Annotated in this window: 15 protein-coding genes and 1 riboswitch; of the genes, 2 read left to right on the forward strand and 13 right to left on the reverse strand. The window is 53.7% G+C overall.

What is annotated here, in order from left to right; all coding sequences use genetic code 11:
• Nucleotides 1–14: 14 nt before the first annotated feature.
• The gene (locus MKZ24_RS28410) at nucleotides 15–4,337 is read right to left on the reverse strand and encodes a bifunctional 2',3'-cyclic-nucleotide 2'-phosphodiesterase/3'-nucleotidase (protein ID WP_340789008.1); all 4,323 of its coding nucleotides are present in this window, start codon (nucleotides 4,335–4,337) and stop codon (nucleotides 15–17) included.
• Between the two features lie 145 nt (nucleotides 4,338–4,482).
• Between MKZ24_RS28410 and MKZ24_RS28415 the strand changes: the two genes are divergently transcribed.
• Complete coding sequence (locus MKZ24_RS28415) at nucleotides 4,483–4,809, forward strand: hypothetical protein (RefSeq protein WP_340789009.1); 327 nt, start codon at nucleotides 4,483–4,485, stop codon at nucleotides 4,807–4,809.
• Nucleotides 4,810–4,930: 121 nt separating this feature from the next.
• On the opposite strand, the gene mqnC is transcribed toward MKZ24_RS28415, so the two are convergent.
• The 3 genes from mqnC to metA form a co-directional block, all read right to left on the reverse strand.
• On the reverse strand, nucleotides 4,931–6,067 hold the full coding sequence (gene mqnC / locus MKZ24_RS28420) for a cyclic dehypoxanthinyl futalosine synthase (RefSeq protein ID WP_340789011.1): 1,137 nt from the start codon (nucleotides 6,065–6,067) through the stop codon (nucleotides 4,931–4,933).
• A 299-nt stretch (nucleotides 6,068–6,366) separates the two neighbouring features.
• The gene (locus MKZ24_RS28425; RefSeq protein WP_340789014.1) at nucleotides 6,367–7,533 is read right to left on the reverse strand and encodes an aminotransferase class I/II-fold pyridoxal phosphate-dependent enzyme; all 1,167 of its coding nucleotides are present in this window, start codon (nucleotides 7,531–7,533) and stop codon (nucleotides 6,367–6,369) included.
• 187 nt (nucleotides 7,534–7,720) lie between these two features.
• On the reverse strand, nucleotides 7,721–8,638 hold the full coding sequence (metA, locus tag MKZ24_RS28430; protein ID WP_039303312.1) for a homoserine O-acetyltransferase MetA: 918 nt from the start codon (nucleotides 8,636–8,638) through the stop codon (nucleotides 7,721–7,723).
• Nucleotides 8,639–8,757: 119 nt separating this feature from the next.
• A riboswitch (SAM riboswitch) is annotated at nucleotides 8,758–8,889 on the reverse strand.
• A gap of 423 nt (nucleotides 8,890–9,312) precedes the next feature.
• Here metA and corA point away from each other — a divergent pair.
• Complete coding sequence (corA, locus tag MKZ24_RS28435; RefSeq protein ID WP_042234210.1) at nucleotides 9,313–10,248, forward strand: magnesium/cobalt transporter CorA; 936 nt, start codon at nucleotides 9,313–9,315, stop codon at nucleotides 10,246–10,248.
• Between the two features lie 91 nt (nucleotides 10,249–10,339).
• On the opposite strand, the gene MKZ24_RS28440 is transcribed toward corA, so the two are convergent.
• The 9 genes from MKZ24_RS28440 to MKZ24_RS28480 all read right to left on the reverse strand — a co-directional run bounded on the left by MKZ24_RS28440 (nucleotide 10,340) and on the right by MKZ24_RS28480 (nucleotide 20,724).
• Complete coding sequence (locus MKZ24_RS28440) at nucleotides 10,340–11,281, reverse strand: 1-phosphofructokinase family hexose kinase (protein WP_340789020.1); 942 nt, start codon at nucleotides 11,279–11,281, stop codon at nucleotides 10,340–10,342.
• A 165-nt stretch (nucleotides 11,282–11,446) separates the two neighbouring features.
• A complete protein-coding gene (locus MKZ24_RS28445) occupies nucleotides 11,447–12,463 on the reverse strand; it encodes an HRDC domain-containing protein (protein ID WP_042241970.1) in 1,017 nt (338 codons plus the stop codon).
• A 259-nt stretch (nucleotides 12,464–12,722) separates the two neighbouring features.
• Nucleotides 12,723–13,604, reverse strand: coding sequence for an ROK family protein (locus MKZ24_RS28450; RefSeq protein ID WP_042234205.1), 882 nt, complete (start codon nucleotides 13,602–13,604; stop codon nucleotides 12,723–12,725).
• 234 nt (nucleotides 13,605–13,838) lie between these two features.
• Complete coding sequence (locus MKZ24_RS28455) at nucleotides 13,839–15,461, reverse strand: cobyrinate a,c-diamide synthase (protein ID WP_340790228.1); 1,623 nt, start codon at nucleotides 15,459–15,461, stop codon at nucleotides 13,839–13,841.
• A gap of 36 nt (nucleotides 15,462–15,497) precedes the next feature.
• Complete coding sequence (locus tag MKZ24_RS28460; RefSeq protein WP_445324176.1) at nucleotides 15,498–16,634, reverse strand: cobalt-precorrin 5A hydrolase; 1,137 nt, start codon at nucleotides 16,632–16,634, stop codon at nucleotides 15,498–15,500.
• The gene (gene cobM, locus MKZ24_RS28465; protein ID WP_042140914.1) at nucleotides 16,600–17,394 is read right to left on the reverse strand and encodes a precorrin-4 C(11)-methyltransferase; all 795 of its coding nucleotides are present in this window, start codon (nucleotides 17,392–17,394) and stop codon (nucleotides 16,600–16,602) included. The genes MKZ24_RS28460 and cobM overlap by 35 nt, the downstream gene beginning before the upstream one ends.
• Nucleotides 17,395–17,399: 5 nt before the next feature.
• Nucleotides 17,400–18,149, reverse strand: coding sequence for a precorrin-2 C(20)-methyltransferase (gene cobI, locus MKZ24_RS28470; RefSeq protein WP_042140913.1), 750 nt, complete (start codon nucleotides 18,147–18,149; stop codon nucleotides 17,400–17,402).
• Between the two features lie 234 nt (nucleotides 18,150–18,383).
• Entirely contained in the window at nucleotides 18,384–19,607 is a 1,224-nt protein-coding gene (cbiE, locus tag MKZ24_RS28475; RefSeq protein ID WP_340789031.1) for a precorrin-6y C5,15-methyltransferase (decarboxylating) subunit CbiE, read from the reverse strand.
• Complete coding sequence (locus MKZ24_RS28480) at nucleotides 19,600–20,724, reverse strand: cobalt-precorrin-5B (C(1))-methyltransferase (RefSeq protein WP_340790231.1); 1,125 nt, start codon at nucleotides 20,722–20,724, stop codon at nucleotides 19,600–19,602. Before MKZ24_RS28480 ends, cbiE begins: the two co-directional genes overlap by 8 nt.
• Nucleotides 20,725–21,047: the final 323 nt, after the last annotated feature.

Consider the following 21,047-nt stretch of genomic DNA (forward strand, 5'->3'; position numbering starts at 1 on the left):
TATTCATATAGAAATCAGGAAGCTTTGTTTTCCAGCATCCGGTAAATAATGACGGCCGCCTGGGCGCGGTTTGCAATACTTTTCGGTGCGAATTTCTGGGCGTCCACACCGTTGACGATCCCCAGCTGAGTAAGCTGTGCTACAGGCTGCTGCGCATAGGACGCAATCTTGGCCTTGTCAGCAAACTTATTCAGAGCAGCAGGATCAACCGGCTGCAGCTGATCCTTGAGGGCATTAGCGATCATGATCGCCATTTCCTCACGGGTAATCTCACGGCCCGGCTCGAATTTCCCGTTGCCCGAACCTCTTACCAGACCTGCATTTACAGCAGCAGCGATGGTGTCCGAGTACCAGACTCCTTGCTTCACATCGCTGAACGTAACAGCTGTTGCCGTATTCGTCAAGCCGAGCGAACGAACCAGCATGGTTACGAATTCTGCACGGGTCACGCTCTTCACCGGAGCAAAATTCGTGCCGTCGATGCCTTTAATAATACCTTTTGCCGCGAGTGCATTAATGGCCTCCTGTGCCCAGGCTACCTTACCCAAATCTTTGAATACTGCTACAGGTGCGGCAGGACTCTGTGTTGGAGCCGGAGTGGCTGCCGGTGCAGGAGTTGCTGTTGCCGCCGGACTAGGAGAAGCTGACGGTGAAGCAGTTGGTTTAGGTGTTGCAGTCGCAACAGGTCCTGTACCAGGGTTTGAACCCGGGTCTGCAACATTGGTAATCCGGCCTTCAATAGCAGCTCTAATGGCACCGCCTTTGAACGTATTCACAATATACTCGTAGAATACGTCCAGATCAATCGGTCCGGCCAGCGATTTACTTGCTTGCGTCAATACTTTGTAATTGTCCCCGCCTGCAGCCATGAAGTTGTTGACTACAGCCGTATAGGTCTTGGACATTTCAATTGGTGTCCCGTCTGTTTTGGTCAGATTAGCCACACGGCTGGCAACCGGCAGATACATGTTGGCAGTATATTTCAGACCGGAGATCTGCAGTGTCTTGATGTCTGGTGTTCCGTCGGCTTTCACTGCCCATTGCTGCTGCAGCAGTGTCTTAATCTGTTCACCGGTAAGCGTCAGCTTCACCAGTGTATTGCCAAATGGCTGGATCTTAGCCAAGTCACCGAAGGAGACATTCCCCTTTGGCAGATCGGCGCGGATGCCGCCCGGATTCATGAAGGCAAAATCAGCAGGAGCCTTAGCGCCGTCTTTGAAATCAGCTTGACGCATGGCATCCGCAATCAGGTTGCCTAGAGGAGCTTCCTTCAGGTATACATCTGTACGGGTAACCGTACCATCTGTTGTGCCTACAGGATTGCTCAGCTCCGGGTGCTTGTCCAGGTATTTTTTCACCAACGCTGCTGACTCTGCATCAGGAGTGATACCAGGATCATCCTGGAAGGTCGTAGGAACGATAGCAGATTTCTCTTTAACATCGCCTGTGGTGTGGTCGATCACCAGCTTAATGTCATCATAAGCCGTACCATACGAATATGCCTGAACGATCAACTTGCCGTTAACTGTACCGTTGGCCAGTGCGTGGTTGTCGCCGGCAACGATGACATCGACCGGGGAACCAGCCGGGAGGGCATTCGCCAGATCGGCCGCTTCGCCTGTCGTCTTGCCGTCTTTAGTTGTTGCAGGATCATGCGCAAGCACAATAATCGTTTGTACGCCTTTATCCTGAAGCTCCTTAGCGTATTTATTGATTGCCTCGACTTCCTCGGTCGCGCTCAGGAATTTAACGCCTGCCGTACCTTCAGGGGATACTTTGCTTGGCGTAGCCTTGGTCACGACACCGATAAAGCCGATTTTGACGCCGCCGATTTCTTTGATTACATACGGATTAATGATCGGAGTCCCGGTTTTTTCATCCACCGCATTGGCATTGATATAATCAAAGTCCGCGCCTTTATGGACGATTGACTTATTCTTTGGATCTTCACCGCCGAAGATTTGTGATTTCATCGCCCCTACACCTTGGTCGAACTCATGGTTACCCAGTGAACCCACATCGAATTTCATCAGGTTCATCCACTCGATCGTCGGTTCGTCGCGTTCAAGCGAGGATACCGGAGCAGAAGCGCCGACAGAATCGCCGTTATGGAACAATAGAGAGTATTCATACTTCGCCTGGGCTTGTTTCAGGTAAGCTGCCAGATAGGCGACTGTCCCTGCTGGCCGGTTGCTGACAATAGAGGTTGTATCCAGCTGTCCGTGCAAATCGTTGACTCCGATCAGATGCACTTCAACATCTTTGGTCGGTACCGGAACGGATTGTTTCAGATTCAGATTAAAAATTTCAAAGCCTTTAGCGTTCTTTGTCCCTGTATCGCTAATTTTGCCGCTAGCATAAGGAACAGCATCCGGCGACGATGTAAAGGTCACATTGACATTGCCTTTGATCGGTGCAATCGACCAGTTATTGTCGGCCGGTTGGTTAACGGTTCCTGCTTCCTTGATATAATCCATCAGAATTTGGCGGTTCTCGTCCAGAGTGTCAATAATCATCTTGGCATCTGTTTTGAGGCCCGGGAAGTTCCCGCCGCCGCTCGCACGATAATTGTTAGTAACAACGATAAACTTATCATCCATGTTCAGTGGTTTGTCATTATACGTGATTGAGGTAACCCGGCTGGAATTGGCATCATTAATTGTGCCATCTTCTTTGTATTTCGCATTGCGGGTTACATCGATCGTATACTCGATTCCGTCAATCACATCGAAATTGTATACGGAGAATTTAGAGTTAAGCAGCTCCTGCGTGGTGGATACCGCCGGTTTGATACGGTTAAAGGCGCCTGCGCTCATTTCAACCCATTCTTTTACCGTTGACCCCTTAACCAAAATTGCCTTCAATGTATTATCGTAAAGATACAAGTCACTTGCACTGCGGATCGTCAGGTCGCCTGCTTTAATATCAGTATATTCATCAGGGCCGTTGCGTCCTGCTTTGAAAGGCGCGCCTACGCTCAGTATTGGCATCCCCTGGTAAGCAGCCAGAGTCGGATCTGTATTAATCCGGTTCTCTACATAGCTTCGCTGTGCATAGGTTACGATCTGAACGGTCGGATCATCCTGCACCATCGCGAAGAAGCTGTTCATCGGCACATCCGTTTTACCCAGCGGTGTATTAACATATTGAATTGTAGCTTCATGGGCTGCTTTTAAGGCCGCGTCCACTGCAGCATCCGGAGTCACGCCCGTAATTGAACGGGTAGAGGATTGGGAATTGGTTTTGTCTACAACCCAGCCGTCTCCCTCTGGCTTAATGGTGAGGTCAATCAAGCCCAGATTGTTTCCGCCGAAGCCGGCTTGAACAGCTGGAACACCATTGATCTGACCTTTGGCATTGTCGATGCCAGGCAGCAAAGCTTTGGATGCATTCTTGAACGATGCGTCCAGAGCATCCACAGTTGCTGCCGGGAATACTTTATGGGTGTGGGAGAATGTGATTGCATCAATATTAGGTACCAGGCTTAGTGCTTTGATGTCATTCTCGGAGCCATCGCCGAGCACTGCCGAATCAGCATAACCAGTGTGCGCCATAGCAACGATAATATCCGCACCTTTTGCCTTCATCTCAGGAATGAATTTTGCCGCTGTTTCAGCAATATCTTTAGTAATAACCTTGCCTTCCAGATTCGCTTTGTCCCAGTCCATAATCTGTGGTGTAACAAGACCAATCAGGCCTACGTTAATCGTCTGTGTAGTGCCATTGCTGTCTTTAACTTGCTTTTCCAAAATTTCATATGGTTTAAAGTAATTTACATCGTTATCAGGATTATTGTCTCCGTCGTTAACATATACATTCGCATTAATAAAAGGTATATCTGTATATGTTGCCGAAGTAACGCTGTTCAGATACGGCAGACCATAGTTAAATTCGTGGTTGCCGAGTGTTGCAGCATCATATTCCATTGTATTCAAAGCCGCAATCATCGGATTGATTTGTATAGTCTTGCCTTCAGCATCTACTTGCTTCGAAGCGTACGTACCCAGCGGTGTACCCTGAATCAAATCACCGTTGTCGAGTAAAAGATTGTTTGTGTTGTTCATCTCTGCACGAGCCTGTTTCACCAGCGTTGCCGTCCGGTCCAGTCCCACAGTCAGTGACTCTTTGTTCTTGAAGTAGTCCCAGCCCATCACATTGGTATGCACATCTGTAGTACTCATCAGCCGCAGGCTGACTGTGCCAGGTGCAACAGTGGCAGCTTCCGCCTTCCCGCCTCCCAGTACTGAACCGGCAACAACTCCGCCTAGTACCTGTGCAGTGATCACAGTTGCAGCCAGTATTGAAGCGATAGGTTTGTTCCAACGCTTTTGTCTCATATAATAGAATACCCTCCCAGTCGATCTCTTTAAACTGACCGTCAAAGCGTAACATATCGCCAACTTTCAATCTATCAGACTGGGTTAACTAGAATTGCGAGTTTTGTAAATTGTAAACAAGAGTAAGAATATAGGGGGGCAGACATTGGACGAGGAAAAGAACACACATCGGGAATTTTTTTGGGTCAAAGACGAGAACCGAAACGTAAACCTACAAGACATACGCTGGTTTGAAGAAATGCTCACCTTTGATACTTTGCGGGAAGCGGAAGAATGGGTGATGAGTGATGCCTATAATAAGGTTGGCGGACGCCAGTTCGACGGCTATCTGACCAGTGATCCTAAGCTCGCTTTTGCACTGGTCTATAACCTGACACGACTGAAGACTCTTGGCAGCGCTTCTTTCAATAATATCTATGCTGATGAGAAGGAGAAGGATGGCCAGACCCTATTTATGGTTTGGGTGGAGTGATAGGTACTGAACGCAAAAAACGCCTATCCATCACCTGTCCCTGCGGATAGATGATAGATAAGCGTTGTATCTGCTCTGCAATATAACCGGGCTAACACCATATGAGATGTCGCTCTACCCTCTAATTCTGCATGATGAAATCATTGTCGATCTTGACGCTGCCATCCTCGAAGGTCCGCAGGATGTCGTAACGCGTGTTGCGCTGCGCCGGGATCTTGCCTGCTTCGCGGATGAGCTGTGTAATGGACTCGATATTGACCTTGTAGGTCGCGCCCGCCGAGGAAACTACGTTCTCCTCGATCATCGTGCTGCCGAAGTCATTGCAGCCGTATTGCAGTGAAAGCTTGCCGACCTCAGGGCCCATCGTGACCCAGGAGGACTGGAAGTTCTTAATATTATCCAGCACCAGACGGCTGATCGCCACAGTCTTGAGGTATTCCTCCGGTGTCTGCCGGTCCAGCTTAAGGTTCGTATTATCCGGCTGGAAGGTCCAGGAGATGAAGGCCAGGAACCCTTCGGAATCATATTTGTTCGCAATGCACTCATCCTGGGCTTCACGTACACGAAGCAGATGCAGCGCCCGCTCTTCCATACTCTCACCGAGGCCGATAACCATTGTGGCCGTCGTGTTCATGCCGATCCGGTGCGCGGTCTGCATAACATCCATCCACTCGCGCCAGGAGCCTTTGAGCCGGCTAATCTTACGCCGTGTGCGGTCGTCGAGAATCTCCGCTCCACCGCCGGGAAGAGAATCCAGGCCTGCAGCATGAATCTCGCGCATGACCTGCTCCAGCGGCAGTCCGGATACTTCGACCATCTTCATGATCTCTGCCGGTGAGAATGAATGCATGGTGATCTCCGGGAACCGCTGCTTAATTCCGCGCAGGATATCCGTGTAATAGCTGAACGGCAGATTCGGGTTCGTTCCACCCTGCATCAGAATTTCGGTCCCGTTCACGCTGATTGTCTCTGCTATCTTCTGATAGATAGTTTCATCGGGAAGGACGTATCCTTCCTCCGAACCGGGTCTGCGGTAGAAGGCGCAGAAGCGGCAATAGACATCGCATACATTGGTGTAGTTAATATTGCGCCCGATTACGAATGTAGCCAGCGGGTCCGGGTGCCAGCGCTTCATAATAATATCCGCAGCCGCGCCCATTTTCTCAATTTCATTGCTTTCGAACAACGTGATTGTGTCTTCTAATTGAAGACGTTCACCTTTAAGTGTCTTATCTAGAATAAGATCAATTGCACTCAACGTTCGCAGCCTCCTCTTAATCCTATGAAGTATAGTAGATGAATTTAATTTAAAAAATAAACAAACTCGTTCCCCCATCGTATCACAATCGGATGAGCTTGAAAAATCTTTCGCCAAGTGAAAACGATTTTGCCGTCCTTTTATTAGGATGGAACGTTTCAGCGAGAAATCGAAGGATACAACATTATAAGGTAAACCACATAGAGTCTTATATTTAAATAAACAGCAGCACCGCATTGGTGCTGCTGTTTAAGGTGACTGCAAATTCAGATAACTGAACGGATCTGTTCCAACTTGAACTATTCCAGTTCGGTGCGTGCGGCTTCCAGTGCCTGCGCCAGATCAGCGATCAAATCGTCCACATGCTCGATGCCGACCGAGAAACGCAGCAGCCGGTCATCTACGCCAACCGCATCACGGATTTCCGCCGGAATATCGGCGTGAGTCTGCACAGCCGGATAGGTCATGAGCGATTCCACACCGCCAAGACTCTCTGCGAAAGCAATCAGGCGGATATGGCGGAGCAGCGGCTCCACATATCTCGCATCCTTCACCTTGAAGGAGAAAATTCCGGTATTGCCCGAAGACTGGCGCTTCTGGATTTCATACCCCGGATGATCCGGAAGCCCCGGATGGAAGACCTCAGCAATGGCCGGATGCTCCAGCAGATAACGGGCGATAGCCAGTGCATTGCTCTCATGCCGCTCCATGCGTAGGGCGAGTGTCTTCATTCCCTTCATCAGCTGATAGCTGTCGTTCGGGGCAAGAACGGCTCCCATTGAGTTATGCAGAACAGCCATTTCAGCAGACAATTCAGCACCTTTCGTTACTATAAGTCCAGCCAGTACATCATTGTGTCCGCCCAGATACTTGGTCGCGCTGTGAACGATGATATCTGCTCCAAGCTCAATCGGGCGCTGGAAGAACGGGGTCAGCAGCGTATTGTCGACAATCGTGAGCAACCCGTGGTGGCGGGCCCATGTACATACCGCTTCGATATCCGTAATCATCATCAGCGGATTGGTTGGTGTCTCAATGAATACACCCTTGGTGCCCGGCTGTCGCGCAGCCTCCAGAGCATCCAGATCATTCGTATCCACATAGGAGGCGCTGATGCCGTATTTGGACAGAATCCGTTCCAGCAGACGATAGGTTCCGCCGTACAGGTCGAGCGAGACAACGAGATGATCCCCTTGCCCAAACAAGGCAAACACAGTAGTCAATGCAGCCATACCCGAGGCGCAGGCGAAGCCGGCATCGCCGGATTCCAGTACCGCTGCCGCATCTTCGAGCACAGAGCGGGTAGGATTTTTGGTGCGGATGTAATCAAAGCCCGTGCTCTGTCCGAGTCTCGGGTGACGGAATGCCGTCGCGTTGTACACCGGATAATTAATCGCCCCTGTCGCGGGGTCCTCCATCGAACCAATCTGTGCCAGTCTGCTCTCAATTTTCAGTTTCTCGTCCATTTCCATTGCCTCCTAAAAGTTTGTTAGTATTTGCTTCCCTGAATTTCTTCGTACAAACTGGCTTCGGAAGCATGGGCTTAGTTTTGTATAGCGTACACAACCTGATCATTCTTCGACAAAACTTGCTTCGGAAGCATAGACTATGTGTTGTGCGCCAACCCATCCTTCTATAATACAAATACAACTTTTAAATAAACGCTCCGATATCGTAGGGTGTCTCCTGGTATACATAGTAATTGAGCCAGTTAGCGAATAATAAGTTGGCATGGGCACGCCAGACGGCCGGCGGTGTACGGGTGGGATCATCTTTTGGATAATAGTGCTTTGGAATCTCAATATCCATGCCTTTGGCGATATCGCGGTCATACTCCCATTTCAGGGAGAACGGATCATATTCTGAATGTCCGGTCACAAAAATCTGCTTGCCGTCATGCGTAGAAACCAGGTATACACCGGCCTCCTCTGATTCCGCCAGAATCTGCAGATCCGGATTATTCTCTATATCTTCACGGGAGACGTCGGTGTGACGGGAATGCGGCACATGGAATACTTCGTCGAAGCCCCGCAGCAGTTTCACATTATTATGGCTCAGCGTATGCGGAAACACTCCAAAGCATTTATCCGGCAGACTCACCTTACGCACACCGAAGTGGTGGTACAGTCCTGCCTGCGCGGCCCAACAGATATGCATGGTCGAGGTTACGTTCTGCTTGCTCCATTCAAAAATCACTTTCAGCTCTTCCCAGTAGTTGACATCCTCGAACTCCATTTGTTCCACCGGAGCACCGGTGATGATCAAGCCGTCAAAGCGGCGGTCACTGATTTCATCAAAGGTTTTGTAAAAGCTCTTTAAGTGCTCTGCCGAAGTATTCTTCGAGGTATGGGAGCTGGGATGCAGCAGAACAACATCCACCTGAAGCGGTGAGTTCCCGATAAGGCGCAGCAGCTGCGTTTCCGTGGTTTCTTTGGTCGGCATCAGATTCAGGATGGCGATCCGCAAAGGACGGATATCCTGATGAAAGGCATGGCTTTCATCCATTACAAAAATATTCTCACCGGATAATACTTCTTTGGCCGGAAGACTGTCGGGAATTTTAATAGGCATTGCTGTTTCCACTCCTTAACTGAAATTAGGTTCCGCTTGGCGGTTAAATCTGATCCAAAACAACGAAAAAAGACCTTTCTCGGGCGAGAAAGGTCATATATCTGCAGTCATATGCGCCTCTCTCATCTGCCAGAGAACTTCCGCCGGACAAATAACGTCCTGCAAAGCTTCCGCAAGAATTAGCACCGTGCGTTCACACGCCGGTTGCCGGGTTTCATCGGGCTAGTCCCTCCACCTGCTCTTGATAAGATTAAGCTGTATTCAGTTGGAAAAGCTAAAGCATCCGGAGATACTATTCTTAAAATTTACTTTAAATCATGAACCTCCTTTTCGTCAAGTCCATACAATGCTTAAGGGGCCCAGAGAATGAAAAGAATTTATCTTGAAAGAGGCATACCCGGGCGTTATACTAGACAAGTGTTTCAACCATAAACGGCGAAAAGAAGAGGTGAGAGAAGAATGGAAGGCGACCCGGGCTCGCGAATAAGCGTGCAGAAAGAACAACCACACAGGATTAACATCAGCTTGCCGGCGGCGGGGGCAGTTCTTCTTCATGCTCTCGGACCGTCTTTTGGCCTTCATCAGTAGATTGTACCACCGGCCAAGCTGATTTTTTCTCTGTGCTTTAATTAGCATATCCCTGGAGAAGACCAGGGACAGAAGGAGTGAATCAGATGAAAATCCGGCTGGTAAACGCAGGGGTTTTTACGACTATTGACAATATTGAGGATACACTTACCGCACCCGCTGAGGGTTTCTATTGGATTGATGCGGATGCTGAGGACCTTGTAGAGCTTCAGCCATTGTACAATCTGCATGATCTGGCTGTGGAGGACTGCCTCAGTGAAGAGGATCAGCGCCCGAAGCTGGAGATTTATGAGAGCCATTATTTTATCGTAGTAAACAGTATCCGGTTTGATGACGAGGAAATCTTCCTCCGCGCGCTCAACGTGTTCCTGGGCAGACATTTCATCATCACCGTTACCAAGCAGAAGATCCATGAGCTGCGCGTCCTGAAGCCTGTACTCTGGGAGCAGGAGGTCAGTGAGCCTGACCGCTTCCTGTACCTGCTAATCGACCTTGTGGTTGACAACTTCTTCTCCGTAGGTGACCGGATTGAAGCGCGGATTGAGAAGCTGGAAGAAGACATCCTCATGCACACCAAGAAATCGCATCTTAGCGAGATCATCGGTCTGCGCAGTGAAATTCTCTGGCTGAAGAAGATGCTAGGCCCGCAGAAGGAAGTTATCAACACGCTGAACAAAAAAGACCTCCGCCTGATCGACGATCAGCTGCAGAAGTATTTCAGTGATATTTATGAAAATGCGGTTAAGATCTCTGAAACATTCGAAACGTACCGCGATCTCATGGGCAACTTACGTGAAGCATATCAGTCCAGTATCGCTAACCGCGCCAATGAAATCATGAGAGTATTTACGGCAATTACTACGATATTCATGCCGCTGACCGTTATTACCGGTATCTACGGTATGAACTTTGACAATATTCCCGAGACTCACTCCCAGTACGGCTATTATGGAGTTATCGCCGTCATGGTGACGCTCGGCTGCGGAATGCTGGTGATATTCCGCAAGAAGGATTGGCTATGAAGCACAGCGGACGAATACGCAGGACGAAGGCACCGATTACCTAGAGGGTAAAGGAAGCCTTCGTCTTTTTGGTATATGGCGGGCTTTAAATTTACTGTTGTCCAGAAGTATCCTTATCCATGCTGTTGAACAACCGCTCCGTATCCTCGCGCTTGCACAGCTGACGCTCCGGGTTCATGACCGCCGCCGCACCGGAGGCAACGCCGAATTGAACAGCTCTGCGCAGCGGCCAGCCCCGTTCCAGACTATATACGAGTCCGGCTACCAGACTGTCACCGGCACCAACTACGCTGAGTACGGGAACCTCAGGTGCCCGCAGGTGCTCGCAACCGTCTCCCGTAATCAGCAGCGCCCCGTCCCCGCCAAGCGAAACCACAACCACCTCGGTCCGCCCTTCTTCGATCAGCTGCAGCGCGGCTGCCTTCACTTCCTCATCACCGGTTATAGTACGGCCCGATAACTCTTCAAGCTCCCGTGCATTAGGCTTCAGCAGATAAACTCCCGCATCAGCAGCCAGCTGCAGCGGTTCACCGGAAGTGTCGACAATCACCCTGGCATTCCATGGCTTCACAATTTCAATGACACGGCTATAGAAATCAGCCGGACAGCCTGGAGGTAAACTGCCGCTGGCTACAAGATAAGTTGGTTTGTCCGGCAGCGCCATTAATTGTTCGAGGCATTGCTTCCAATCGCCTTCGATGAACCTCGGGCCCGGCATGTCGAACCGGAACTGCTGTCCTGTGGATTCCTCCACGACAATCAGATTCTCCCGGGTCTGCCCGCTGATCGGAATCTCCTGATGCTTCACGCCCTCCTGTTCCAGCATATGGTGCAGCAGCTGACCATGAAGTCCGCCTGAGGCATACAGTGCAAGGGAATCCCCGCCCAACCTATGAATCGCCCGTGACACATTCACACCGCCGCCCCCCGGTTTGTACGAGGCTTCACGGCAGCGCAGCTTATGATCGGGAACAACCTTACTTATACCCGTACTGGCATCCACGCTAGGATTAACCGTCAACGTAACTATCATATGTCCCACTCCTTTTTAACTGCATACAGGTATAGTACCCCTAATCGCCCCTTTCTCCTAATAATTTGCAGACACTGCCGGCCGCAGATAAAACCCTGCAGCTCGCTTCCTCGCGGGAAAGGGGGAAGCGCGATACAGGGTAAGCTCCGGGAAGTAGGCTGCTTCCTACAGGTTCGTCGCCAGCCCCAACCCGGCCGGTTGCTCCCGGCGGAAGCGGATACGGATCAGCCGCAGGCGCTCATAGTACATATCGAGGCCTTCTGCGGGCGAGAAATCCTCGCCATAGGCCTTATAGAGGACGGGCTTCAGGAAGGTATCACCAATCAGCTCATAAGCTGTCCATATATTGTTCTGTTCCTGGGAAGTGACTTCATTGAGTTCAAGAGCAATGAGCTTCTCAACAGAATAACCGTCCTTCTCCAGTTCCTCTACAGCTTCAAGAACTTCACGGCGGGAGACCCCGCTGAGCCCCTTGAGCTGCTCCATTCCCTGCCCTTCTTCAATCCCCTGAAGCAGCACACGCCGCAATCTCAGCCGCTCCAGCTGCTTCTTGTATTTCAGCTCCTTCTGTTTGTACAGCCAGGAAACAAAGCTCTCTTCGTCCACCGAATCACTTACCCAGCCCAGCGGATATTGATGCTCACGCTGCACACCGGAGGTAATACTGAGCCAGTCGGCGCCATATTGCGAGGCTTTACCTTCACCTACCCCGGGAATCTGCAGCAGCTCTTCTGCCGTATGGGGCAGAAATGCACTGATCATCCGCAGCAGACGGTTGCTAGCCAGAATATAGGGTGCCTTGCGTTCACTGGAGGCCTTGCCTCTGCGCCACGAGCATAGCTCCTCATAGACCGTTTCATTTGCGTACTGCTCACTGTAATATTGCAGCTTAAGCTGCTCCTGACCGCGGCTGTTAAGATGCTCATCTTCATGAAATACACCATCAATCAGGGGGCGGTAACCGTCACCCATCTTCATTGCAAGCTCATGCCGGTACACACACAGCATTTCATTCCATGAACCGCCTTCATACCATAGGCTGTCACCCATTTCCTGTTCCCCTGAGAAGTCGCGCCAGCCCAGACGCCATACCCCCTCCTCCTCTCCAATCCACAGCTGGGCAAATACCTCCTGGTCCACGCCTGACATTCTGGACAAACGGTTCATAAATACGATCTGCATATGAATCCCTACCTTCATCGTCTTACAGTATGCATGGTCTTTGTGCGGACCACCGGAATCTCTGCCCCCGCCCGATACGGTTTCAGCGGGAAAGATAAGGAACATTTATTGCGCGGAGCCTATAAATTCTTATCTTTGCACAAAAAAAGCACCTCTCCCACGAAAATACGTGAAAGAGGTGCTTCCTCTTAAATGCTATACTGTTAAAACCTAGGATACCACATATTGCGAAACAGTCAATGTCTTTTTATAGCATATTCTACTGTCCGTCAAGCGCCAGCTTCGCAAGACCAAGCGCACCCGAGAGTCCGGCATTATCCCCGAGCTGAGGAGGGACGATATAACTGCCGATCGCTGCATTGAGCGCCGGATGCTGCACATATCCGCCAAGCAATTCCTGCAGCTTGGTATGGATCAGCGGGAAGAGCTGGCTCTGCTTCATCACGCCGCCGCCCATCACGATTCTCTGCGGCGAGAGGATCAGCACATAGTTCATCAGGGCATGGGCCAGATAGTGGGCCTCCATCGCCCAGGCCGGATGATCCGATGGCAGCTCGCCCGCAGGCTTGCCCCAGCGCTTGCCGATCGCCGGACCTGCCGCCAGGCCTTCCAGGCAATCGCCATGATAAGGGCAGAAGCCTTCATAGATATCTTCCGGATGGCGGCGGACCAGAATATGTCCCATCTCAGGGTGAGACAGCCCATGGATCAGCTTCCCGCCGACCACTGCACCGGCGCCGATGCCGGTGCCTACTGTGATATAGAGGCAGCTATCCAGCCCTTGGGCGGCACCCCAAGTGTACTCGCCCAGGGCGGCTCCGTTCACATCTGTATCGAAACCGACCGGAACATCAAGTTGCTCCGCCACGGCTCCTACCAGATTATATCCACCCCAGTGGGGTTTCGGTGTGGTTGTAATATATCCGTAAGTAGGGCTGCCGATCACCGGGTCAATCGGTCCGAATGAACCGATGCCAATGGACTCCACATCTTTACCGGAGAAGTATTCTAGTACCAGCCCCATCGTTTCTTGAGGGGTTGTGGTCGGAAAGCTCACCCGGTCGATAATCGTCCCGTCCTCATTTCCGATTCCGCACACAAACTTTGTTCCTCCTGCTTCAATCGCTCCCAACAATTTCACTGCAGCGTTCTCCCTTCTCCATTACCATCATTAAGTGATTGCTTCCAGACTTTGAAATTCAGCAGCATATAATCCAATCTATTCCCTGATAAATAAAGCCGATAACCTGCCAGCAGGGTAATAAAGCGCTCTCTTGATCCTATTATACGAGGCTTAAAGATGTATGACAAGCGGTTGACATATGTGACACGGTTAAAAAATATTCTGGAATTGCTCGCCTCCGGTCTGGAAAACTTAGAGCCGCTGCTTCGCCTGCTTCTTCTGTTCCCGATAAGTGAGGCAGGCCTCCACCATACGTCCGGCTGCCGGGAAATGGGAGGCCAAATGAATATGCGCATACGCCGCCATAATGTTGCCGCTGATATACCCTTCCGGCTGACTGCCTCCTCTGCCTTTACTCTCATAGGCATAAATCCGGTCTTCGCCGGGAATATAGCTCATGCCGGAATAATGGAATTCATGGCCGCGCAGTCGCCCGCCCTGCTTCAGCAGCAGGCAATCGTGAAGTGCTGTCACCTCACGGTACCCGAGCGCGGCGCGGCGTTCCTGCATTATGCTGTGCGCCGGAATGATCCCGGCCATCTTATGCACAGCGCCGGAGCGGTCGGTCAGGCTGCGGGCCAGCACCATGTAGCCGCCGCATTCCGCATACAGCGGCATTCCGTCTGCAGCTGCAGCTCTTACGCCGTCCAGGAAGAGCGAATTCGCTGCAATCACAGCAGCGAATTCTTCCGGAAACCCGCCGCCGATATAGATTCCATCGGCCTCCGGCGGGATTCCTTCCCCGCTAAGCGGACTGAAAGCAGCCAGCCGCGCACCTGCGCGCTCGAGCAGCTCCAGATTGTCGGCATAATAGAAATTGAATGCCGCATCCCAGGCTATGGCAATAACCGGCTGGACAGGACGGTGCGCCGGCCTGCTCGTATCCGCCGGCATGATCCGGGCTGCCGGTGAAGACAAGGGTGGCCCTGCTGACACAGGCTGCTCCTGTGATGCAGGCTCCAATGCCGGCAGGCTGCCCGAATCCGGAGTCTCAGTCGCCGTAACCACCGGCATCCCTGGCTCCAATATACCCGGGCTGCTAAGCGAGGGCCCTTGCGCCTGCAGCACCGCATCCGGTTCCGGCGGATACTGCAATGCAGGCGCAGCAGCGGCAAGCTCCAGCAGACGCTCCAGATCGGTTCCCTCCGCCAGCAGATCGGCGGCATGCTCGAACAAAGGCTCCAGCTCTCCGCGCTCCACAGCGGGAAGCAGGCCAAGATGCCGCTCCGGGATATCGAGGCCGCTGTCGCGCGGCAGCCAGCCGATGACCGGAATGCCGCAGGCCGCTTCAATCGCTGCCCGGACCATCCGGTAGTGGCCCTCACTGCCGCAGCGGTTCACAATAACCGCAGCAATCCGCACCTGCGGCTCCAGCTGCTGAAAGCCCAGCACAATAGCCGCTGCACTGCGTCCCATGCTGCGGACATCGACTACAAGCAGCACCGGACTGTCCGTCAGGATAGCGATCTCCGCCGTTGATCCGGTGAGTGCAATGTCCTCTTTGCCGTCATACAATCCCATTACGCCTTCAATGACCGACAGGTCCGCATCCTCCGAGGTGGTCAGGAAATACTCCTGCAGATAGCTGCCTGAAGTCATCCAAGAGTCCAGGTTGCGGGAGGAACGGCCTGTAACTGCACTATGATAAGCAGGATCGATATAGTCAGGCCCGCATTTATAGCCCTGAACCTTCAAGCCGCGCCGGGCAAACGCCCGCATCAGTCCCAGTGTGACCGTTGTTTTGCCGGAGCCGCTGCCCGTGCCTGCTACTACAAAGCGCGGGCGTGTCTGCAAGAACGGCTCCCGGTCCTTCATTTCATTCCATGTCTCTCTCACTGCTTCTCCCCCGCTCTAACCGGCATAGACAACCCGCGCTACGGCGATTGTCACATTTCCGCTTTTATGTTTGCGCTGCAGCAGCGCCTGCGCACCTGAAGACAGCAGTGCGGCAGGCTCACAGACCCCGTACGCTCCGGTTGCTCTGAACACTACCTCCGAAGGATTGTCCAGAGTGACGGTGTTCAGCTGGTCCGGTGAATACAACGCCAGCTCCCAGCCGTATTTGGCACACAGAGCCAGCAGTCCAGCCTCATCTCCCTTTATTCCGGCGGTCGCCACATTCCGCACACTGTAGAGCGATAGCCTGAGCTCTGCCAGCGTATGCAGCACTACAGCTTCAAGCTCCTCCGCAGAGGTTCCGCGGTTACAGCCCAAACCGAGCACCAGACTGCGTGGACGATAGACTACAGCGCATTCAGCAAGCACGGCCTCCTCCGGCTCATCTTCATCCGGCAGCCGGTCACTCACCAGGATCGCTGCACAGAAGCGGAAGCCGCTGCTTCGCAGCTCATCCCTGCTGGCAAATACGCGTACATGCTCCGGCAGCACTGCCCCCGGCGGCAGCCAGTCCGGCTCTCCGCTCTCCTGGACAAAGGCTACCGAGTCCCCGTTGACGAGCGCAGCACTGACACTTTTCATACCGGTAAAGCTGTCTGCGCGCCAGCCGTATTCCCGGCCAAGCAGATCCACAGCGAAGGTGCCCTGCACATCAGAAGCCGTTGTAATTACCGGATGACTGCCGAGCAGCCCGGCGATCTGCAGCGTCAGTCTGTTGGCCCCCCCGAGGTGGCCGGACAGCATGCTGATGACATGCTCCCCGCGCTCATCAATGACGATGACGGCAGGATCGGTTCTTTTGTCCTGCAGCAGCGGAGCAATCAGCCGGACCGCGGCGCCCAGTGAGAAGAACAGAATAACCCCCTCATAATCCCGGAAGAGCCGGGGGAGTAAATCTTTTACCGGCCCCTCAAAAAGCGAAATCTCCCCAGCCCGCATCTCCAGCCCGCCGCTATACTTGGCATAACAAAAGACCTCCGTCTCCCCGAGCATCGCTCCCAGCTTCAGCGCCAGCCCGATGCCGTTTCGCGTGATCGCGACCGCTGCATACCGCCGCTTACTCACCAGAGCCAATTCCTTCCCGGCAGCCATGGGTAAATGCCTTGTCATAGAGCTTGGAGCGGTGCTGATCGCGGTCTGTCAGCCCGGGGTCCAACGCCCAGCCGGCCAGGATCATGGCATGCATGGTGATGCCCGCTCCACGCAGATCTGCTTCCAGATTCTGCACCGTTGTCCGCAGAATCTGCTGATCCGGCCAAGTCGCCCGCTTCACTACAGCTACCGGTGTATCCGGGCTCCAGCCGGCAGCCAGGAATTCCCCGGTCACATGCCCGGCCAGGGAGGCACTAAGAAACAGCGCCACTGTACAGTGATGCTCGGCCAGCTTGCGCAGCTGCTCGCGCTCCGGCACCGGTGTGCGTCCTTCCGCACGGGTCAGAATTACCGTCTGTGTCAGATCAGGCACGGTCAGCTCTGCACCAAGCGCCGCAGCGGATGCAAAGACCGAGCTTACACCCGGCACGATTTCATAGCGGACGCCGCATAGCTTCAGCAGTGACATCTGCTCCAGAATCGCGCCGTACATGGACGGGTCGCCCGTGTGGACGCGGGCTACGCTTTTACCAGACTGTACTGCTGCCGCCATCAGCTCCACCTGCTGCTCCAGATCCAGCCCCGAGCTTCGCAGTACCTCTGCACCGGGCTTCGCACTGTGGATCAGCTCCTCACTGACCAGAGAATCGGCATAGAGCACCAGGTCCGCTGAGCGCAGAATCCGGCTGCCTTTTACCGTAATCAGCTCAGGATCGCCGGGTCCGGCACCCACAATGTATACTTTAGGTTCGAGCACGATATCTGTCATTTGCTCACCACCATCAGACTTAAGTACTCCAGCTCCTTGCCCCGCAGATCCCGCGCATCGCGCCATACCGTTTCATAAGGCGAGGTTACCTTAGTAACGACGGATGCTTTGCCGGACAGTCCCAGCTCATCCAGCACATCCAGCACCAGATCCAGCACCTTGGCCACCTTGAGGAATACCACCGTCTCGTGATGCAGCAGCGCTTCCTTCAGTGCCTCACGGTCATCTGTCGCCGGGATGATTCCCACCCGCTGATCTCCGTCCGCCAAGGGCTGCTCCAGGGCAGCAGCCGCACCCAGCACCGAGGAAATCCCCGGTATGGAGACGATCGGTACACCGGGATGCAGCTCCTGCATTAACCGGGCCAGGTGAATAAAGGTGCTGAACAGATTAGGGTCACCCTCCGTCACAAAAGCCACATCCCGGCCCTGCTTCAGCTCACTCCAGCACAGCTCCACAGTGCGGTTCCAGCCGCCTGCCAGCAGCACCGGATCTTTCGTCATCGGGAAGATCAGTCCGAGCATGATTTTCTCATCCGGCTTCACATGCATCTCGATGATTTCGTGGGCGTAGGATTTGCCGCCTTTTTTGGTTGCCGGGTAGGCAATCACCGGACATTCCCGCAGCAGCCGGCAGGCCTTGAGTGTAATCAGCTCCGGATCACCGGGGCCGACACCGACACCGTACAACGTCCCGATCGCCCGGGGAGTCAGCCTTTCCTCCAGCTTCAGCTCTTCCTCATCCATAGCATCATAGAGCGCACTTGCGGCCTGCATCGCCGCTTCTGCCAGCTGCGTTTCAGCGGCAATTCCTTCTCCCTCAGGTGCTTCCTGCCCGTCCACAGCCTGTACTGCCCGCTGACTCGCCTCCGTTACATGGGTCTTCATCGCGTATTCCTCCTTTGTTTCTGCTCGCTTCTTGCTTCCTTATATCTGAATATCTAATCTAATCTGATCTAATCTGTTCTGTTCTGATCAGCCTCAACTCTTCCGTCCACTAACCACATACACGGGATTCATACCCTCGAACCGGGTCATGCCGAGAATCGGCTTACCGCGTGATGCCTGAAGCATAGTTACCCCGCAATCCAGGCCTGCCTGCTTCAACGCCTCCATGCTTCCATATAGCGTCTCAATGGTGATCGCTCCAACGACAATCCGCCCTTCCGGCCGGAGTCTCGCGGCGCAGAGCGCGATAATATCCGCCAGCTCCCCGCCGCTGCCGCCGATGAACACTCCATCCGGATCCGGCAGACTCTCCAGGCCCTGCGGCGCTTTTTGATGTATGATCTGGAAATCGGCGCGGAACCTCCGGCGGTTCGCTTCCATGTTCGGCAGATTTTTCGCTCCCTTTTCCAGGGCATAGACCTTGCCGAGCCGGGCAATCCGCGCACATTCCGCCGCAACCGCACCGGAGCCGGAGCCGATATCCCATACCACCGCATCCTCGGACAGATTGAGCTCCGACAGGACGAGAGCCCGGACCTCACGTTTCGTGATGAGGCCTTTCTCCGGCTTCCGCTGCTGGAACTGCTCATCCGGATAAGCGAAGCCGCGCCGCAAAGTGGAGCCGGTTCCCGGCTTTCTGCGCAGGATAACTACATTCAGCGCCGCAAATTCACTGGTCTCCATCTCATCCAGCGTCCAGAAGCGGCAGATTTCTTCCGCTCCCCCCAGCCGTTCGCACACAAACGCTTCATATTCCATCATCCCGAACTCACGCAAATAAGCGGCAATTACCGCAGGCGTATTACTCTCGTCCGTTAGCAGAGCCACCTTGTGCTTGCCGTCTATGCGCTGGGCCAGTCCCTGGATGGGGCGCCCGTGCAGACTGATCAGCTCGGCATCCTGCCAGCTGTCCCCCAGCCGGGCAAACGCGAGCTGCACACTGCTATAGTGCGGAATAACCTCAACATGCTCCGGCCCGAACTTGCGGACAAGATACCCCGCGATGCCAAAAAAGAGCGGGTCCCCCGAGGCCAGAACCACGGTCCGCCGCTCCCTCCACAATCCCTCCAGCTTATCTGTAAAGGGCTTCAGCCCGCCTTGCAGAATGATTTTCTCACCGGTATATCCGCCAAAAAAATTCAATTGCCGTTCTCCGCCGAGCAGCACCTCACTGTTATTCACTTTGCTTAAGCTATCCGGTGTCAGGCCGCCGGCGCCATCCTCACCGATACCGATAACATAGATCAGGTTACCCACAGATCTCCGCCCTTCCCAGCACTCGGCCCTTCATCGTCATCAATACCATTTCCACAACCATGCCCCCGTTCATATGCTTCAGACTTTGTTCACAGGCATGCCGGCACAGGCTCTCAAAAAAAGCGGAATTCCCAGCCTCGGTCATCATATCCACCACCTGCGAGGCAGTATTGGCGGCGGCAATCTCCTGCACCTGCTTGTCATCTGCCCCGGCCTCCGCCGCCACGGCTGCCAGAAATCCGAAGTCAACAGGTGCGTTCTTCGAGTGGATCAGCATGGCACCTTGAGCGACCTTGGAGAATTTACCGGCCATGCCCACAAAGGTAACTTTCTTGATCCCATAGGCCTTGGCATGCTCCAAAGAGAAGCCTACATACTCCCCCATTTGGATAAAAGCTTCCTCCGGAAGCCCGGCAAACATCGCCATCGCATATTTCTCACTGCTGCCGCCGGTGGTCAGAATAATCTGCCCGTTCCCCGTCGCGGCCGCAACCGAAATCGCCTGGACCACACTCGCCTTGTAGGCTTCGGTGGAGAACGGGGTAACCACGCCCCGCGTGCCGAGGATAGAAATGCCGCCGATGATGCCGAGCCGCGGGTTCAGCGTTCTTAGGGCAATCGCTTCGCCTTCCGGCACGCTGATGACCACCCGCATCCCCCGCGCCGCGCCATGCTCCTCCAGTACACCGGACACCGCCTCCAGTATCATCCGCCGCGGCACCGGATTAATCGCCGCTGCTCCGACGGGCATCGGCAGCCCAGGCTTCGTCACCCGGCCGACGCCACGGCCGCCGTCGATCTCCACACCGGGGTGATCCAGCCAGCTCACCGCTGCTTCAATCCAGGCCTGATGCGTCGCATCCGGATCATCTCCGGCATCCTTGACCGTGGCACAGATTGCGGAGTCCGCTCCTTCGCGCTGCCAGCCTGTAAGTTCAAAGGAATGCCGGAAGCCCGCCGGGAGATCAATATCCACAGCGGGAAGCCTGTCGCCTGTAATCAGCAGCAGTGCCGCACCCTTGGCTGCGGCGGCGGCACAAGCACCTGTGGTGTAGCCCCTGCGCAGAGGGGCAGCAGGAGTTGAGGAGGCAGGAGCAGCGGAAGGTGACGATGACAGACCGCCTGGTTCCGCACCTCCTGAGTCACCGCCGGACTCCGCAGCTGTGTCTGTCCCTGCCAGCCGGGATAGGGCAGGAGATGTTGGCTGTGCTTGCGGTCGCTGCTGAGGTTGCGGTTGCGGTTGCGGTTGCGGTTGCAGTTGCAGTTGCAGTTGCAGTTGCGATTGCAGCTGGGGTTGCGGTTCAGCTCCTGCAAGGGTACGGCAGTATTCTTCAATATTTTCCGATTCTCGTTTTGCTGCATACTTTGCATACTCTGTATCATGCTCAGTCTCGCGATTCGCTGCGTACTCCGCATCATGCTCAGGCTCGCGATTCGCTG

The organism is Paenibacillus sp. FSL R7-0297 (genome assembly GCF_038009025.1).
In the GTDB taxonomy this organism is placed as follows: Bacteria; Bacillota; Bacilli; order Paenibacillales; family Paenibacillaceae; genus Paenibacillus_AQ.

What these genes read in the sequence shown, in the direction of transcription:
- MKZ24_RS28410 (WP_340789008.1), bottom strand. Translation starts at nt 4,337, where the DNA reads ATGAGACAAAAGCGTTGGAACAAACCTATCGCTTCAATACTGGCTGCA.
- MKZ24_RS28455 (WP_340790228.1), bottom strand. Translation starts at nt 15,461, where the DNA reads ATGAAGGACCGGGAGCCGTTCTTGCAGACACGCCCGCGCTTTGTAGTA.
- MKZ24_RS28460 (WP_445324176.1), bottom strand. Translation starts at nt 16,634, where the DNA reads ATGGCTGCCGGGAAGGAATTGGCTCTGGTGAGTAAGCGGCGGTATGCA.
- MKZ24_RS28440 (WP_340789020.1), bottom strand. Translation starts at nt 11,281, where the DNA reads ATGATAGTTACGTTGACGGTTAATCCTAGCGTGGATGCCAGTACGGGT.
- MKZ24_RS28445 (WP_042241970.1), bottom strand. Translation starts at nt 12,463, where the DNA reads ATGCAGATCGTATTTATGAACCGTTTGTCCAGAATGTCAGGCGTGGAC.
- MKZ24_RS28425 (WP_340789014.1), bottom strand. Translation starts at nt 7,533, where the DNA reads ATGGACGAGAAACTGAAAATTGAGAGCAGACTGGCACAGATTGGTTCG.
- corA (WP_042234210.1), top strand. Translation starts at nt 9,313, where the DNA reads ATGAAAATCCGGCTGGTAAACGCAGGGGTTTTTACGACTATTGACAAT.
- metA (WP_039303312.1), bottom strand. Translation starts at nt 8,638, where the DNA reads ATGCCTATTAAAATTCCCGACAGTCTTCCGGCCAAAGAAGTATTATCC.
- cobI (WP_042140913.1), bottom strand. Translation starts at nt 18,149, where the DNA reads ATGGATGAGGAAGAGCTGAAGCTGGAGGAAAGGCTGACTCCCCGGGCG.